This window comes from Halorubrum sp. B52 (genome assembly GCF_059752555.1).
Genome location: NZ_MWTG01000007.1, coordinates 469,160 through 484,142, shown reverse-complemented (window position 1 = coordinate 484,142; position 14,983 = coordinate 469,160). Strand labels below are relative to the sequence as shown.

Sequence of the window (14,983 nt, the reverse complement as noted above, 5' to 3'; positions counted from 1 at the left end):
AGAGGGTCGACCCGGGGGCGGCGAGGGAAAGGGGCTTGTACGGCCGCGTCCGAACTGGAGGGTATGAGCGAGTGGACCGACGCGATCGTCGGCGATCGGATGACCGTCGACAACCAGTTCACGGAGCGGGTGGCGGCCTCGCGGTTCTCCAGCCAGGAGTGGGGCCTGATCATGACCGCGACGGAGTTCGAGATCGAGGACGCCGCCGATCCGGACGACGCCCGCATCGTCGCCGATACCTCCAGCCTCCCGGCGATCATGCCGGAGCTCGAGAACGTCCGATCGCAGGTCGCGGCGATGGGCGGGGCGCCGGGAGGACAGGACGGCGGGGGCTCCGGCGGCGGCCTCGTCGACTCGATCAAGGACGCGCTCGGACTCGGCGGCTCGGGCGGCGGTGGCGCCAGCGACGAGGAGCTCGACGCCGCCGAGCGACTCGTCCAGGAGTACGCCGACGAGCTCCAGGCGCACCTCGAAGCCAACGGCAAGTGGGAGCAGGTCAGGCTCGCGTATCAGGAGTAAACGGGGGTCGCGACCGGCGAGGGGCCGGTCGCTACTCCATGTCGCCGCTGCGGAACAGCGTCAGCTCCTCGGCCTCGTAGATGCCGATCAGCTCGCTGACGATCGCGTCGTACTCCTCGTCGTCGACGCGGAGCGCGTCGAGGCGCTCGACCGTCTCCTCGTCCAGGTGGATCTGGGGCATACGCGGCGGTTCGTCGGCAAGATAATAAAAATTCTCGGTGGTTTCGGACGAGTCGGCGGATTCAGACTGTCAGTCCGGTCGATACTCTTTCGCCCGATCCTCCAAATCGGTCTTCTCGTATTCGCCTTCCACGAGGGCTCGGCGAGCCATCCGTTCGACATCTGCCTCGGAGAGGTCGTCGCTCGGAAGCAGTAGGCGACCGTTGAGTTGGATGATCGAATCGTCTTGTTCGAGGATCGTGAGGAGCTGCGCGGAGTCGATAACGGGGCCGTCCGTCCGCGTCGTTCCGACCAGTTCGCTCAGCGGATCGAACTCCTCGAACAGCTGTGTTTGTTCGTGACCGACCCGGACGGGAAGCGAGAGGACCGATCCGCGTTCGAACCGGTGCGAGGTCGGCGTCTCCGACCGCACCGTGTTCGTCTGCATCGTCAACACGGTATTGGACGCCACCGTGACTCCGGGGTCACCGATGCATCGGACCCGTGTCTCGTCGGTGAGACCGGACAGTGAAACGCTCGCGCTCATGGACGTCCCCACCGCCAACAGAGCCACGGCCGATCTGATCCCCGTAGAAGACGGCGGCTCTGAGACAACGATACACCCGAGCCCACCGTTCTCAACCGTGGCAAGTCCCTCACGTACGCTCTTGGTCCCCCCGAAGACCGTCAGCGCGGGCGCACCGTTGAGGCCGTCGACCGCGACCGTGCCGTCGACCGCGACGACCGCGCCGTCCGCGACCGGAAGTCCGCAGTACGCGACGTCGACCTCGGGGTCCGAGAGCACCTTCGCGACCGTCTCCGCGTCTGGGCCGCCGATCACTTCCCACTCGCCGACGCCACCGGGAACCGACGGCTCCGAGAGAGCGCGCCGGATCCTCGATGCCTCCTCGGTCGACTCGACTAGCGCGACGACGCGGATCTCCCCCCGTGCTGTCGTCTCCCGACGGAGTCGATTCTCGTAGCCCGCGGGCGTCAACACCGACGTGCCGGCCGGGAGCGGGTCGTCGTCCGGGTTCGGGACCCCGTTCTCGGGCGCGAGCCACGGCGACGTCGCGAGCGCCGCCGGCGCCTCGGGATCTGCGGGCTCCGCCGCGCCCCACACCCGAACCGGCGCCAGCACGTGCGCGAGGTGAGGCAGCAGCTCGGCCCCGGCTGGGTTCGCCCGGAGAACGGCCTCGGTCGGCCAGTCGGGAGCGTACGGCGCGACCGTCGCCGAGTCGACCTCGAGGTACTCCATCAGCCGCTCGCTCATCGAGAGATCCGCGAGGTTCGGCGGGTAGAAGGGGATCTCCGGGCCGGCTTGTTCGTACTCGTATCGGTCGGACGGGACGTATCCCTCGGTCCGCGCGAGCGTATCGAGGAAGAACCACGTCCGGAGCAGTTCCTCGGTGCGCTCTTCGAGCGCGTCCCCCTCGGTCGGCAGCGACTCGACGTAACCGGTGTCGAGCCGGATCGCCGGCGCGTCACCGACGACCATCCGCGCGCCGAGGTAATACGAGAGCGTCGAGAGTCGGTAAACATCCGCGTACTCGGGACGAACCACCACCTCGACACCGGTGTCGGGTGTCGTCAGCGGGCTCGGGATGTCGAGTTCATCTCCGCGTTCGATCCGCGGCGGATAACCCCGGAGCGTCGGCCACGACCGTTCGGGAGAGAACTCCTTGATCGACGATCCCAGCACGGAGACCGCCTCCGCCAGCGCGGCCGGATCGTCGGGGACCGTGATCGTCGCCTCCGGGCGGGTGTGGAGCGACCGCGCGCCGACCGTGACGGTGATCGGACGGTCGAAGTCGAGGTCGACCGCGCCGGAGTCGGACATGCCGGTCGTCGAGACCGAGACGTCGGGCGCTCGGATCAGGGCCTTGGTCGCGCCGCTGACGTCGAAGCAGTACGACCCCCGCGGAAGCTCCATCGGCTCACCGAGCTGCGCGACGAACTCGCCGTCGGCCCTGCGAACGCTCACCGCCGAGTACTCCGGGACCGAGATCGATCCCGTCTCGAAGCTGACGGCCTCGTCCACCGGAAACGGGAATAGCTCCGGGAGCGCGGGCCGCGGCTCGGGTTCGCGGTCGAGTACGAGCCGGAGCTCCGCCCCCTCCAGTTCGTCGCGGACGCGGAGCGTCCCCTCGTCGACCTCGAATCCCACTCGCCCCCCGAACGCGTCGTCTCTCACTGGCATCTGATGCATCTTCAACAGTTATGAGGGTGTCGGTGATTTCCGCGGTTCGGCATCTCTCGCCCGTCACGACCGGAGTTCAACGTCTCGTGTTAGCAGCCGTGACAGCAGTCTTAACAGCCACCGGACGCGACACGTCGACATGAACGAGGCCGTGACGACCGCTCTCGACGCGGCGTTCGCGGAGCGGTCGGTCGAGCGGCTGACCGATGTCGGCCCCTCGTGGAACGGCGCCAACGAGACGGTCGGCGTCGTTTTCGCGGACGGCGGTCGGGCGTTCTGTAAGGTCGCGATCGACGGCGACGGCACGCGGATCGCCCGCGAGCTGGCGGTGTTACGGTACGTCGCCGCCGAGCGACCGATCGCCGTCTCCGAGGTGCTCGCGGCCGATCCGGACGCGGACCCGCCCTATCTCGTCACGGGACCCGCTCCGGGACGCGAACTCCTCGACGCGTGGGAGGCGCTCGGAGAGGGGGACGTCGGGGATACCGAACGCGGGGCGCTGCTCCGGCGCGTCGGCGCGACGCTGGCGACCCTCCACGCCGAGCGGTTCGAGTCGCACGGCGAGATCGTCGGGAGCGACGCCGACGGCGGGCTCGACCTCGACCGCGCGCCGTGGCCCGACGTGCTCTTGAAAACGGTCGAGCGAACCCGGGAGATCGGCACGTCGGAGCGACTCGGTCACCACTACGACGCCGTGATCGACTGCGTCGAGGCGAACCGCGACCGCCTCGGCGACGCCCCCGCCGCGCTCCTCCACGGCGACGTCGCGATGCCGAACCTGTTCGTCCTCGGCGATGGACCGGCCGGGGATGCCGACGCCGGCGGAATCGCCCCGATCGACTGGGAACTGGCCCACGTCGGCGACCCCGCCCGCGACCTCGTCAGGGCGGAGGACCAGCTTCTCAACGGGTTCGACGAGCGGGGGTCCGAGCGGTACGCGGCGGCGCTCCGCGCGGGGTACGTCGAGCGCGCCGGCGGGCTCCCCGAGGGGTACGCGGCCCGCCGCCCGATATACGAGGTCGTCCGGATGCTCGGGCGCTCGGGGTTCGTCGACCAGTGGACGACCTACCTCGACGAGCCGATGGACGCCCTCGTCGACCGGGCGGAGGCGGAGCTGCGGGCGCGGTTGGCGGCGGCGTGAGGGGGCGGCGGCGCGTCGGCCGTCCCTCAGCGGTTCCACGCCGCGTCGTCGGGGTCGATCTTCCGGTCGCCCGGCTCTAACGCGTCGATCTCGTCGAGGACTGACGGGTCGACGTCGGCGTCGACGGCGGCGAGGTTCTCGGCGACGTGGTCACCCGTCGCCTTCGGGATGGGCGTGACGCCGCGGGCGAGCGCCCACGCGAGCGCGAGGACGGCCGACGAGCGGTCGGCCCGCTCCGCGATCGCGAGGAACTCCTCGTCGTCGAAGAGGTCACCGCGGGCCAGCGGGGAGTAGCCGACGAGCCGGTGGTTGAGCTCGTCGGCGAGCGCGCGGAGCTCCGCCTGCGGGAACCGCGGGTGACACTCGACCTGGTGGGCGGCGATCGGCGCGTCGAGTATGTCGCGGGCCTCGCGGAGCAGCTCGGGGGTGAAGTTCGAGACGCCGACGTGGTCGGTGAGCCCCGCGTCGCGCAGCTCGTCGAAGACGGGGAGGGTCGCCGCGGGCTCGTACGCGCTGATCGGCCAGTGGACGTACAGCAGGTCGACGCGGTCGAGCCCGAGCCGGTCGAGGCTCTCGCGGGCGGTCTCTCGCACGTCCTCGGGCGCGAGGTTCTCCGGGTGGACCTTCGTGGCGACGACGACGTCGTCGCGGCCGACGTCGGCGGCGGCGATCCCCTCGCCGACCGCGGCCTCGTTGTCGTACATCTGCGCGGTGTCGACGTGGCGGTAGCCGGCCTCGAGGGCGGCGGTCACGGTCGCGGCGCACTCCGCGGGGTCGTCGAGGCCCGACGTGCCGAGCCCGAGCGGGAGTTCCAGTGGCGGCATACCGCCCGTTCCGACCCCAGATTGAAAAGGGCGCGCTCACCGGAACGGATCGCGGGCTCCCACCGAACGGCGGCGGAAGTGGGGCGGTAGCGGGGCGGTAGCGGGGGCGCCGGAGGTCTTTTCACCGCGCTGGAAACCGCTCGGCGTTATATGAGTCCCGGAGCGCCTATCTCCGCACATGACCGACGGGATCCACGTCGAACTCGCGATGTCGGCCTGCGACGGCTGTCCCGTGGCCGCGCTCTCGTCGAGCACCGCGGTCGAGGACCTGCGGGTCGACTCGGCGGACGACCGGGTCGAGTTCGTCGCCGCCGACCCGCCAGAGGACCCGCCGACCGGGCTCGACCTCGTCGAGTTCGGCGGTCGGGCGCACGGCCGGTACGAGATCGCGTGCGAGCGCTCGGCGACTGACGGGCGCCGCGCAGCGGACGACGCGGCGACCGATGGTGGCCGCGCAGCGGACGACGCGGCGACCGATGGTGGCCGCGCAGCCGACGACGCGGCCACCGACGGTGGCGTCGTTGTCGACGCACCGGGCGCTGACGCACCGTCCGACCCGGGCGACGGAGCGGGCGCCCACGCTCCGGACCGCTCGCTCGCGGCCGAGAGCGACGCCCCCTGCGCGGGGTGTTCCTGCGGCGGGCTCCCGGCGGCGTTCGGGAGCTTCCCGGTGTCGCCGCGGCGGACCGAGATCGTCGACGGCGAGATCCAGGTGTCGTTCGTCCTGAGCGGCCACGAGGAGCTGCAGGCGATCGTCGACGAGTGCGAGGCAGCCGGGCTCGACGTCGAGCTCCGCCGGCTCTGCGTCGACCGCGGCGGCGGCGACGAGGCCGGCGGCTGCGACGACATCGTCCCGGTGGACCTCGCGGGCGTGACCGACAGGCAGGCCGAGATCGCGACGGTCGCCGCCGAGAAGGGGTACTTCGAGACCGGCGGCGTCTCCGCCGCCGACGTCGCGGCCGAGTTCGATCTCGCGAAGTCCACGGTGTCTGAACACCTCCGAACCGTGACGGCGGCGCTCTTCTCGCAGACGTTCGGGACCGGAGACCGTACTTAAACCCCCGAACAGTTCGCCGACAGCTACCCCCGGGGTTAGACCGTACTGATCACCAGCGGGGTCGAACCACGGCGTTCGGCTCCGACCACCCATGACCCAGTGGACACAGCTCGGACCGCGGGAACGCGAACTCCTCGCCGTCCTGCGCCGCGCCGACGACTCCCTCACGGCCCGCGACCTGCACGACGCGGTCACGGGCCGCGGCGACGACGTCGCGTACACGACGGTGAAGCGGACCGTCGACCGGCTCGTCGAGAAGGGGCTCGTCGACCGCGGCGCGGAGCGGCGCCGGGGGACGACGCGACACCGCTACCGCTTCGACGCCGAGGCCGCCCGCGACCGGCTCGTTCCGCAGATCGAAGCCGAGCTGCGGACGGTCCTCGGCGACTCGGCGGTCGAGCGGATCGCGGTCCGAACGGAATCCGACGGCGACGGCGGAGCGGACGGTAGCGCCGACGCCACCACCCGACAATGACTTCCCAACCCAACGCCAGCGACGAGCGGACGGCAGCGGCCGACGAACAGCGCGACGAGACGCCCGCGGACGCGGGCGAGACGGAACCGGCAGACGGAACGGACGCGGCCGACGGAGAGCCGGAGATCGTCGACGGGCGGACGATCGAGCACCTGCTCACCGACTACGAGCGCGACATCGCCTCCACCGCGAAGGGGACGGACGCGACCGCGGCGAAGCGGCCGAGCCTCGACCTCCCGCGCCTGGAGCTCGGGCGGCGCGACTTCATGAAGGCCGGCGCCGCCGTCGGCGCCATGAGCGGGCTCGCGGGCTGTACGAGCATCCTCGCGGACGAGGACGACGACTCCGGCGGCGCGGCCGGGAGCGGCGAGCACTCGGTCGCGCCCGGCGAGCACGACGAGTACTACGGCTTCCTCTCGGGCGGCCACACGGGGGAGATCCGCGTCGTCGGTCTCCCGTCGATGCGCGAACTGATGCGGATCCCGGTGTTCCAGGCCGAGAGCGCGCGCGGCTACGGCCACGACGCGAAGACGAGTCGGATGCTGGAGGAGGAGGGCGACGGCCACGTGTGGGGCGACACCCACCACCCGCGCGTCTCGCAGACCGACAACGACTACGACGGCCGCTGGCTGTTCGTCAACGACAAGGCGAACGGGCGGATGGCCCGGGTCGACCTGGAGTACTTCGAGACGGACGCGATCACGAACGTCCCGAACTGTCAGGGCGTCCACGGCGCCTGTATGCAGCTGCCGGACACGCAGCTCGTCTTCGGCGTCGGCGAGTTCCGCGTCCCGATGCCGAACGACGGCCGCGACGTGCAGAGCCCCGACGAGTACGGCTCCGTCCTCACCGCCATCGACCCCGAGACGATGGACGTCGAGTGGCAGGTCGAGGTCGACGGCAACATGGACAACGGGGACGGCGGCAAGGAGGGCCGCTGGTTCTTCGCGACCGGCTACAACAGCGAGGAAGGGGTCACCGAGGGCGAGATGGCCCGCTCCGACCGCGACTACGTGAAGGCGTTCGACATCCCCGCCATCTGGGACGCCGTCGAGGCCGGGAACTACGAGGAGATCAGCGGCGTCCCGGTCGTCGACGGGACGAAGGACAGCTCGCTCAACGAGGGCGACCGCCCGATCGTCCGCTACGTCGCGACGCCGAAGAGCCCGCACGGGGTCAGCGTGACGCCGAACGGGAAGTACGCCATCGCCTCCGGGAAGCTCGACCCGAGCTGTACGGTCATCGACGTCGAGGCGATCGCCGAGGTCGACGACCCGCAGGACGCCATCGTGGGCCAGCCCCGGATCGGGATGGGGCCGCTCCACACCGCCTACGACGGCCGGGGCCACGCGTACACGACGACGTTCATCGACAGCGAGGTGGTCAAGTGGGACTACGAGGCCGCCGTCGAGGCCGAGGCCGGCTCCGAGGAGCCGGTCGTCGACCGCCACGACGTCCACTACAACCCCGGCCACCTCATCGCCGCGGAGTCGTACACGGCGTCGCCGCAGGGCGACTACCTCGTCTCGCTGAACAAGCTCTCGAAGGACCGGTTCCTCCCGGTGGGGCCGATCCACCCCGAGAACGACCAGCTGTTCTACATCGGCGACGACGACGCCGGGATGCAGCTGGTGAAGGACAAGCCGTCGTACCCCGAGCCGCACGACGCCAGCATCGTCCACAAGGACAAGATCGACCCCGCGAAGACGTGGGACCCGGACGACTACGAGCTGGAGTACGTCGCCGAGGGCGAGGAGTCGTTCGAGCGGGTCGACGAGAGCACCGTCGAGATCGAGATGTGGGCGCGCCGCAACCAGTACGCCTTCCCGGAGGTCACCCTGCGGGAGGGCGACGAGGTCCGCCTCAAGATCTCGAACATCGAAACCACGAGCGACGTGATCCACTCGATCGCGATCCCGGAGTACGACATCAACCTCGCGTTAGCGCCCCAGGACACCCGCGAGGTGACGTTCACGGCCGACCAGCCGGGCGTGTTCTGGGCGTACTGCGCGTACTTCTGTAGCGCGCTCCACCTGGAGATGCGCTCGCGGATCCTCGTCGAGCCGAGCGAATAGAGACGAACTGCCACACGACCACCACCCCCCACCCACACCCCCACGCCATGAGACCAGCACTCGACCGACTGACGGAGCTCAGACGGGCCCTGCCCGTGACCGCGGCGATCCTGTTCGTCGCGGCGCTCGCGGTGCCCGTCTGGAAGATCGCCTTCGAGGCGCCCCAGTACCCGGACGGGCTCCTCGTCGAGCTGTACGCCTACCCGCGGCTCGGCGGCGACTACGCCGAGGTGCAGGCGCTGAACCACTACGTCGGGTTCTACTACCCGGACCCGGTGTTCGTGGACCCGAACTACGCGGTCCACCCGGACGCGATCGCCGCGCCGGAGTGGATCCTCGGGCCGGTCGTGTTCCTCGCGGTGGCGGCCGCGGGCGCCTTCGTGGCGGTCGCGCCGACCGAGCGGAAGCTCCGCTACGGCCTCCTCGGCCAGCTGATCGGGGCGACCGTCGCGTTCGTCGGCACGTTCGCGATCGTCCAGTACCGGCTGTACCAGGCGGGTCACGCGCTCGGCGAGGACGCGCCCGTCGTCGGCGTCGCGGAGTTCACGCCGCCGCTTCTGGGCGCCTACGAGATCGCCAACATCAGCGGGGTGGCGTGGTTCGGTCCCGGGGGGTACATGACCGGACTTGGGTTCCTCCTGCTGGTCGCGGCGTACCTGCTCCGCGACTCGCGGATCACCGTCGGCGAGGCCGCGGCGCGGCTCCGCGAGCGCCTCGCGGACCGGCACGAGGGCGACGGGTCCGAGGGCGAACGGGACCGATCGAGCGACGAGCCGGCTCCGACCACTGACGACTCCCGCGCGGGGGTGAACTGATGACCCGGCGCCCGTCGGTCGCCTGCCTCGTCTCGGCGCGCGCGGTCTTCGTCGCCGCCGCCGTCGTGCTCGCGGCCGTCCTCGGTGGCGCCGTCGCGGCGACCGGGAGTGGCGCCGTGGCCGGCGACGGAGCCGGGAGCGACGCCGGCGCCGCGAACGGGACCGACGAGCCCGTCGTCGACCCGCCGACGTACGACCCGGCGCGGCCGACGGCGTCGGGGACCGCGACGGTCGTGAGCGCGGGCGGAGAGAACGCGACGGGAGAGACGTACGACGACTTGAACGCCGCGGTCGACGCCGCGGAGCCCGGCGACGCGGTCGTGCTCTCCGGCGTCTTCGAGCCGGCGGAACCCGTCGTCGTCGACGAGCCGAACGTGACGGTCCGGGCGGCCGAGACCCACGAGGCCCTGATCGACGGCGGCGGCGACGACAGCGTCGTCGTCCTCGAGGCGCCGAACGCGACGGTCGAGGGCGTCTGGATCGACGACACCGGCGAAAATCTCGAATCGCAGGACTCCGCGGTGTACGTCGCCGGGAACGCCACCGGCTCGACGCTCTCGGAGCTGTACCTCACCGACGCCGCGTTCGGCGTCTGGGTGAACGGCGCCGACGAGGTGACGGTCGCCGACTCGCGGATCGAGGGCACCGAGGCGCCGCGGTTCGCGAACCGCGGCAACGGGATCAACCTCTGGGAGACGGAGGGGACCGAGATCCGCGACACGTCGATTACGGACGTGCGCGACGGGATCTACTACTCGTGGGCCTCCGACGTCGAGGCGACGGGGAACACGCTGTGGGACCTCCGGTACGGCGTCCACTACATGTACTCGGACGACAACCGTATCGCGGACAACGTCGCCTTCGAGAACGACGTGGGGTACGCGCTGATGGTCAGCGACTCCATCGAGGTCGTCAACAACACCGCGGTCGCGAACCGCGGCGAGAGCGGCCACGGGATCCTGCTCAAGGAGATCGACCGCAGCGTCGTCCGCGACAACGACCTCGTCGCCAACGACCAGGGGCTGTTCCTCTACAACGCCCAGCACAACGAGGTCCGCGGGAACCTCCTGTACGCGAACGGCGTGGGGGTCCACCACTCCGCCGGGACTTCGGGGACGACCGTCGTCGGCAACGGCTTCGTCGAGAACGAGGTGCCGGTGTTGACGACGACCCGCGAGCTCGTCGCCTGGAACGGTACCGACCGCGGGAACTACTGGTCGGACGCCCGCGTCGCCGACGCCGACGACGACGGGCTGAGCGAGACGCGTCACCGGCCGGCCGGCGCGGCCCAGCGGATCGTCCAGGAGCACCCGACCGCGGCCGTCTTCGCCGACGGCCCCGCGTTCGACGCGATCCGGCTGGTCGAGAGCCGATTCCCCGCGGTCGAGACCGCCGGGATCGTCGACCACCGCCCGCTCGCCGACCCCGTCCGCGACGTCGAGCCGTATCGCCCGTACGCGGCGGCCGTCGACGCGACCGTCGAGTACGACTCGGACCCGGGAGACGACCACCACCAGCGGCACCAGTAACCATGCGCATCGAAATCACGGACGTTCACAAGCGGTACGGCGACGTCGAGGCCCTCGCCGGGCTCGACCTCGCGGTCGAATCGGGCGACGCGTACGGCCTCGTGGGAACCAACGGCGCCGGCAAGTCCACGCTGTTCGGGCTGATCGCCGGCCACGAGCGCCCCGACGCGGGCGCCGTCGCGGTCGGCGGCCGCGAGGTGGCCGAGTTCGGCTGGCGGATCCGCGAGGCGATCGGGATCTTACCCGAGAACCCCGGCTTCCCGCCGGGCGAGACGGGGCGAGAGACCCTTCGGTTCCACGCCGACGTCCGCGGGGTTGGATCGAGCCCGGAGGACGCCGCCGAGCGCATCGCCGGCGCGGCCGCGACCGTCGGCCTCGCGGAGGCGATCGACCGCCCCATCGACGGCTACTCGAAGGGAATGTCCCGCCGCCTCGGGCTGGCGGCCGCGCTCCTCGCGAACCCGTCGGTGCTCCTGCTCGACGAGCCGACCGCGGGGCTCGACCCGAACGGCGTCGCCGCGCTCCGCGAGGTCCTGACCCGCGTGCGCGACGAGACCGACGTCACCCTACTGATGGCGACCCACGCGCTGCGCGAGGCCGAGCGCGTCTGCGACCGCGTCGGCGTCCTCGACGAGGGCCGGCTGGTCGCGGAGGGGACGCCCGACGGGCTCGCCGCCGGCCACGAGGGCGGGCTCGAGGGCGCGTTCGTCTCGCTCACCGGGGGTGGTCGCGATGCCTGAGAGCGGACGCGACGGAGACGAATCGACGCCTCCGGCCCCCGACGGCGGCGTCGTCGTCGACGGCGCGACCGCCGGCTCGCCGACGGACGCGACCGCGGAGGCGACGGAGACGGAGACTGCGAACGAGACCGCAGCCGACGCGGAGGGGATCTCTATCCCCCTCCCGCGCCCCGGGATCGTCCTCCGGATCGCCCGCCGCGAGACCCGGCTGACGGCCCGCCGGGGGTGGGCGGTCGGGCTGACGGTCGTCTTCGCCGCGTTCGGGCTGCTGCTGGCGACGTTCAGCGGGTCGAGCGTGGCGCCGACCGGCTACGAGCCGGTGGTCGCGAGCTACGTCGAGCTCGCGACGTACCTCGTCCCGCTGGCCGCGCTGGCGTTCGGCCACGGCGCGATCGTCGGCGCGGCCGAGCGCGGACGGCTCGGCGTCGTGCTGACGTTACCCGTCTCGCGGGTCGAGGCCGCGATCGGCGTGTTCGCCGGGCGGGCCGCGGTGCTCGCGGCGTCGGTCGTGGTCGGCTTCGGCGTCCCCGGACTGCTCCTCCTCCGGGAGTTCGGGCTCGCCGGCTGGCCGACGTTCGCGTGGTTCCTGCTCGCGACCGTCGCCGTCGCCGTCGCGCTCCTCGGACTGGGGGTGGCGATCTCCGCGGTCGCGCCCACCTCGACGGTCGCGCTCGCGGCCGCCCTGCTCGTCTGGGCGTGGTTCGCGCTGGTCCACGACCTGCTCGCGCTCGGCGTGCTGGCCGCGCTCGACGGCGCTGGCGGGTTCGTCGCCGCCGCGGTCGCCGCGAACCCCGTCTCGACGTACCGCCTGCTCGCGCTCGCCCCGACCGACGCGGGCGGCGCCGGGCTCGCGGCCGCGCTCGACGGCAGCGGGCTCTCCGTCGGCGCGCTCGCGGTCGTCCTGCTCGGCTGGGTCGCCGTCGGGGTGAGCGTCGCCGCGGTCGCGCTGCGCTCGAAACGGATCTGAGAATCGCTGCGTACGGGCTCCAATCAAAAGGTTCGGAACCTTTCGAGGGCGATCGGAGCGGCTCCGCGTAATCGGTTACTAGAGAAGACCTTCGGGGAGATATCCGGCAGCTCGGGCGGAGAACTAATTCACGGCCTTGGACAGCTCGGCGCCCGCCTTGAATTTGACCACGTTCTTCGCCGCGATCTGGATCTCCTTCCCCGTCTGCGGGTTGCGCCCGGTTCGGGCGGACCGCTTCGAGATGCTGAACGAGCCGAACCCCGTATTCTCGCCCTCTTCGTCGTCCTCTTTCTCGCCCAACGACAACCGATCACCCTTCTTCAGGGCCTTCGTCGTCGCGTTGATGAACGCGTCGAGCGCCCGCTTCGCGTCCGCCTCCGATAACCGGCTGTCCGAGTCGCGTTTCGCCTTCTCCGCGATGGATTTCGCGTCGATCACCACGTCGGCGTCCCGGCACTTGGCGCTGGCCTCGTCGCCCCTACCGGGGTTGAGATCGAGCGCCTCCGCGAACGCCGGACACGGGTCGAACGTCACCGGCGAGTCGTCGGCCGGCCCGCGCGTGGACCTCGGATTCCGCCCCGTGCGGGCGGACCGCTTCGAGATGCTGAACGAGCCGAATCCGACCAGTACGGCGCTATCCCCCCTCTTCAAGGCCTCCGTCGTCGCGGCGGTGAACGCGTCGAGCGCCGCCTCTATCTCCGACTGCTTCAGCCCGGCTTCGCTCGCCATCGACTCGATCAGCTCCGCTTTGTTCATCGCCGCGGCCGGACCCGTCGTCGTCAACAGGGCCAGTCCGAGGGACGTCGAGAGGATAGCGCCCCTCCGCAGTACGGCTCGCCGCGAGTGACCGGTGGTTGTCGTGAACTGTTCTCTCACAGCCCTCTATCGCTCGATGAAGATATAAAGATATTGTAAATTCACTATTGCGTATATTTCTCCGCATCACCGATTCGGCCGAAATCGAACGCCGACCGCGAGGTTCCATGTGCCACGGAAACGCTCCCCGGCGGGGCCGTCGCTCACCGCTCCGGGACGTCGGACGCCTCCGAGCCCGCGGTCGACTCCGGTCCGGCCCGGCCGAGCATCGCGGCCCCGCCGTGGCGGAGGACGGTCGCGACCATGTTGCCGGCGAACAGCAGCGCGCCGGCGACGACGAGCGCGCCCCCGAGGGGTCGAACGAAGCCCGCGGAGAGACCGGCGTTCGCCCAGAGCGACCCGGCAGCGGGCCGGGCCGCGGCCGCGAGCAGGAGGCCGGCCCCGAGGACGGTCGCGACGAGGTCGACCGCGGCGACGCGCGCGTGATACAGGTCGTCGATGGAGGGGACGCGCTCTAGCCCGACGCGGTCGGCGTACCGGTCGAGCCACACGATGAACGGGACGACGTGGTAGAGGCTCCCGACGACGACGAAGCCGATCAGCGCGCCGAGCAGGACGGGTCCGACCGCGGGGTGTCCGAACCGGACGGCGGGCCCGAGGGGGTCGACGGCCCACGCCGCGGCCGCGGTCGCGCTCCACGCGAGCGTGGCGACGGCGACGACCGCGTACCGCGAGAGCATCGGCGTCGCCGTCGCGGTCGCGTCGCGGAGTCGACGGAGGAGGATCCCCCCGGCGACCGCCGCCCCGCCCGCGACGAGCAGCCCGCCGGCGGTGGCGAGCGGGGCGACCGCGAACAGCCGCCCGGCGGCGAGCAGGGCGACGCCGATCGGGTACGCCGCGGTCTCGACGCGCGCGAGCCGGTCCTCGATCGGGAGCCCGTCGGTCTGCGTGAACATCGGGCCGAGCTGGTAGAGGGCGCCGAAGACGGTGGTGACGACGACGCCGAGGACGGCGAGCGTGACGTGCGCGTCGACGACCGCGGTCCGCGAGAGGCCGAGGGGAGCGAGCACGCTCCAGCGGTAATCGGCGGCGAGGCTCCCGCCGAGGACCGCCGCGAGCGCGAGGAAGCCGAGCGCGAGCGCGAAGTGCCCCTCAGTGACGTCGAGGGGACGGGCGCGCCACAGCGTCCGGCCGAGGTTGTACGCGAAGGCGGCGAACCCGAGGAGGATGAACCCCGCGAAGGGGGCCGCGTCCGCCGGGCGGCCGAGCCAGAGCCCGCCGGCGAACCCGCTTACGCCGACGGCGACGGCGGCGAGCTGGAGCGTCGCCAACCGATCGGAGTGGAGCTCGACGCCCGACCAGACGGGGACGAACTGTGTCATCGCGCCGAGGATCGTGAGACACACCCACCCGACGAGCAGGAGGTGCGCCGCGGCGATTCCGCCGAGAGCCGCACCCGTTCCCTCGATCCCTGCGACGCGCAGGAGCGCGAGCGTTCCGCCGGCGACGAGGAACCCCAGGGCGACGAGGAAGTGCCGGAGGGGAATCGTGGTCGGCGGTCGCGTCGAGGTCGTGAGATCGCCGGGGACGCCTCGCATGCGATCGCGTACGGCCCCCGAGTCCCTGTTCACGTCCCCGAACCTGTTCGGGACGCTCCGCCGAACCG

Annotated in this window: 14 protein-coding genes; 9 read left to right on the top strand and 5 right to left on the bottom strand. The window is 71.3% G+C overall.

The genetic code is table 11. From position 1 onward, the window contains the following. Positions 1-63: 63 nt before the first annotated feature. Positions 64-519: a DUF5799 family protein gene (locus B4V04_RS03860; protein WP_498229321.1), complete on the top strand. Its 456-nt coding sequence runs from the start codon at positions 64-66 to the stop codon at positions 517-519. Between the two features lie 31 nt (positions 520-550). Here B4V04_RS03860 and B4V04_RS03855 read toward each other — a convergent pair whose 3' ends face one another. Next, entirely contained in the window at positions 551-700 is a 150-nt protein-coding gene (locus tag B4V04_RS03855) for a DUF7557 family protein (RefSeq protein ID WP_186311001.1), read from the bottom strand. A 69-nt stretch (positions 701-769) separates the two neighbouring features. Beyond that, on the bottom strand, positions 770-2,872 hold the full coding sequence (locus B4V04_RS03850) for a hypothetical protein (RefSeq protein ID WP_498229943.1): 2,103 nt from the start codon (positions 2,870-2,872) through the stop codon (positions 770-772). 145 nt (positions 2,873-3,017) lie between these two features. Between B4V04_RS03850 and B4V04_RS03845 the strand changes: the two genes are divergently transcribed. Further along, positions 3,018-4,019, top strand: a complete 1,002-nt coding sequence (locus B4V04_RS03845) for a phosphotransferase family protein (RefSeq protein ID WP_498229319.1) — start codon at positions 3,018-3,020, stop codon at positions 4,017-4,019. Positions 4,020-4,045: 26 nt separating this feature from the next. Here B4V04_RS03845 and B4V04_RS03840 read toward each other — a convergent pair whose 3' ends face one another. Next, on the bottom strand, positions 4,046-4,843 hold the full coding sequence (locus B4V04_RS03840) for an aldo/keto reductase (RefSeq protein ID WP_498229318.1): 798 nt from the start codon (positions 4,841-4,843) through the stop codon (positions 4,046-4,048). 178 nt (positions 4,844-5,021) lie between these two features. Between B4V04_RS03840 and B4V04_RS03835 the strand changes: the two genes are divergently transcribed. The 7 genes from B4V04_RS03835 to B4V04_RS03805 all read left to right on the top strand — a co-directional run bounded on the left by B4V04_RS03835 (position 5,022) and on the right by B4V04_RS03805 (position 12,501). Then, the gene (locus B4V04_RS03835; protein ID WP_498229317.1) at positions 5,022-5,900 is read left to right on the top strand and encodes a helix-turn-helix domain-containing protein; all 879 of its coding nucleotides are present in this window, start codon (positions 5,022-5,024) and stop codon (positions 5,898-5,900) included. A 91-nt stretch (positions 5,901-5,991) separates the two neighbouring features. After that, the gene (locus B4V04_RS03830; protein WP_498229315.1) at positions 5,992-6,375 is read left to right on the top strand and encodes a BlaI/MecI/CopY family transcriptional regulator; all 384 of its coding nucleotides are present in this window, start codon (positions 5,992-5,994) and stop codon (positions 6,373-6,375) included. Next, positions 6,372-8,450 (top strand): TAT-dependent nitrous-oxide reductase, encoded by a 2,079-nt coding sequence (gene nosZ, locus B4V04_RS03825; RefSeq protein ID WP_498229314.1) that lies wholly within the window; start codon positions 6,372-6,374, stop codon positions 8,448-8,450. Before B4V04_RS03830 ends, nosZ begins: the two co-directional genes overlap by 4 nt. A 47-nt stretch (positions 8,451-8,497) precedes the next feature. Then, positions 8,498-9,265: a hypothetical protein gene (locus B4V04_RS03820; RefSeq protein WP_498229312.1), complete on the top strand. Its 768-nt coding sequence runs from the start codon at positions 8,498-8,500 to the stop codon at positions 9,263-9,265. Then, a complete protein-coding gene (gene nosD / locus B4V04_RS03815; RefSeq protein WP_498229310.1) occupies positions 9,265-10,794 on the top strand; it encodes a nitrous oxide reductase family maturation protein NosD in 1,530 nt (509 codons plus the stop codon). The genes B4V04_RS03820 and nosD overlap by 1 nt, the downstream gene beginning before the upstream one ends. A gap of 2 nt (positions 10,795-10,796) precedes the next feature. Beyond that, positions 10,797-11,534, top strand: coding sequence for an ABC transporter ATP-binding protein (locus B4V04_RS03810; RefSeq protein WP_498229309.1), 738 nt, complete (start codon positions 10,797-10,799; stop codon positions 11,532-11,534). Continuing rightward, positions 11,527-12,501 carry an ABC transporter permease gene (locus B4V04_RS03805; RefSeq protein ID WP_498229308.1) on the top strand — a complete coding sequence of 325 codons (975 nt, stop codon included), beginning with the start codon at positions 11,527-11,529 and terminating at the stop codon, positions 12,499-12,501. Before B4V04_RS03810 ends, B4V04_RS03805 begins: the two co-directional genes overlap by 8 nt. A gap of 123 nt (positions 12,502-12,624) precedes the next feature. On the opposite strand, the gene B4V04_RS03800 is transcribed toward B4V04_RS03805, so the two are convergent. Together B4V04_RS03800 and B4V04_RS03795 are read right to left on the bottom strand one after the other, a co-directional pair. After that, on the bottom strand, positions 12,625-13,377 hold the full coding sequence (locus B4V04_RS03800; RefSeq protein ID WP_498229307.1) for an HU family DNA-binding protein: 753 nt from the start codon (positions 13,375-13,377) through the stop codon (positions 12,625-12,627). A 143-nt stretch (positions 13,378-13,520) separates the two neighbouring features. After that, positions 13,521-14,915 carry a hypothetical protein gene (locus B4V04_RS03795; protein WP_498229306.1) on the bottom strand — a complete coding sequence of 465 codons (1,395 nt, stop codon included), beginning with the start codon at positions 14,913-14,915 and terminating at the stop codon, positions 13,521-13,523. Positions 14,916-14,983 lie beyond the last annotated feature (68 nt).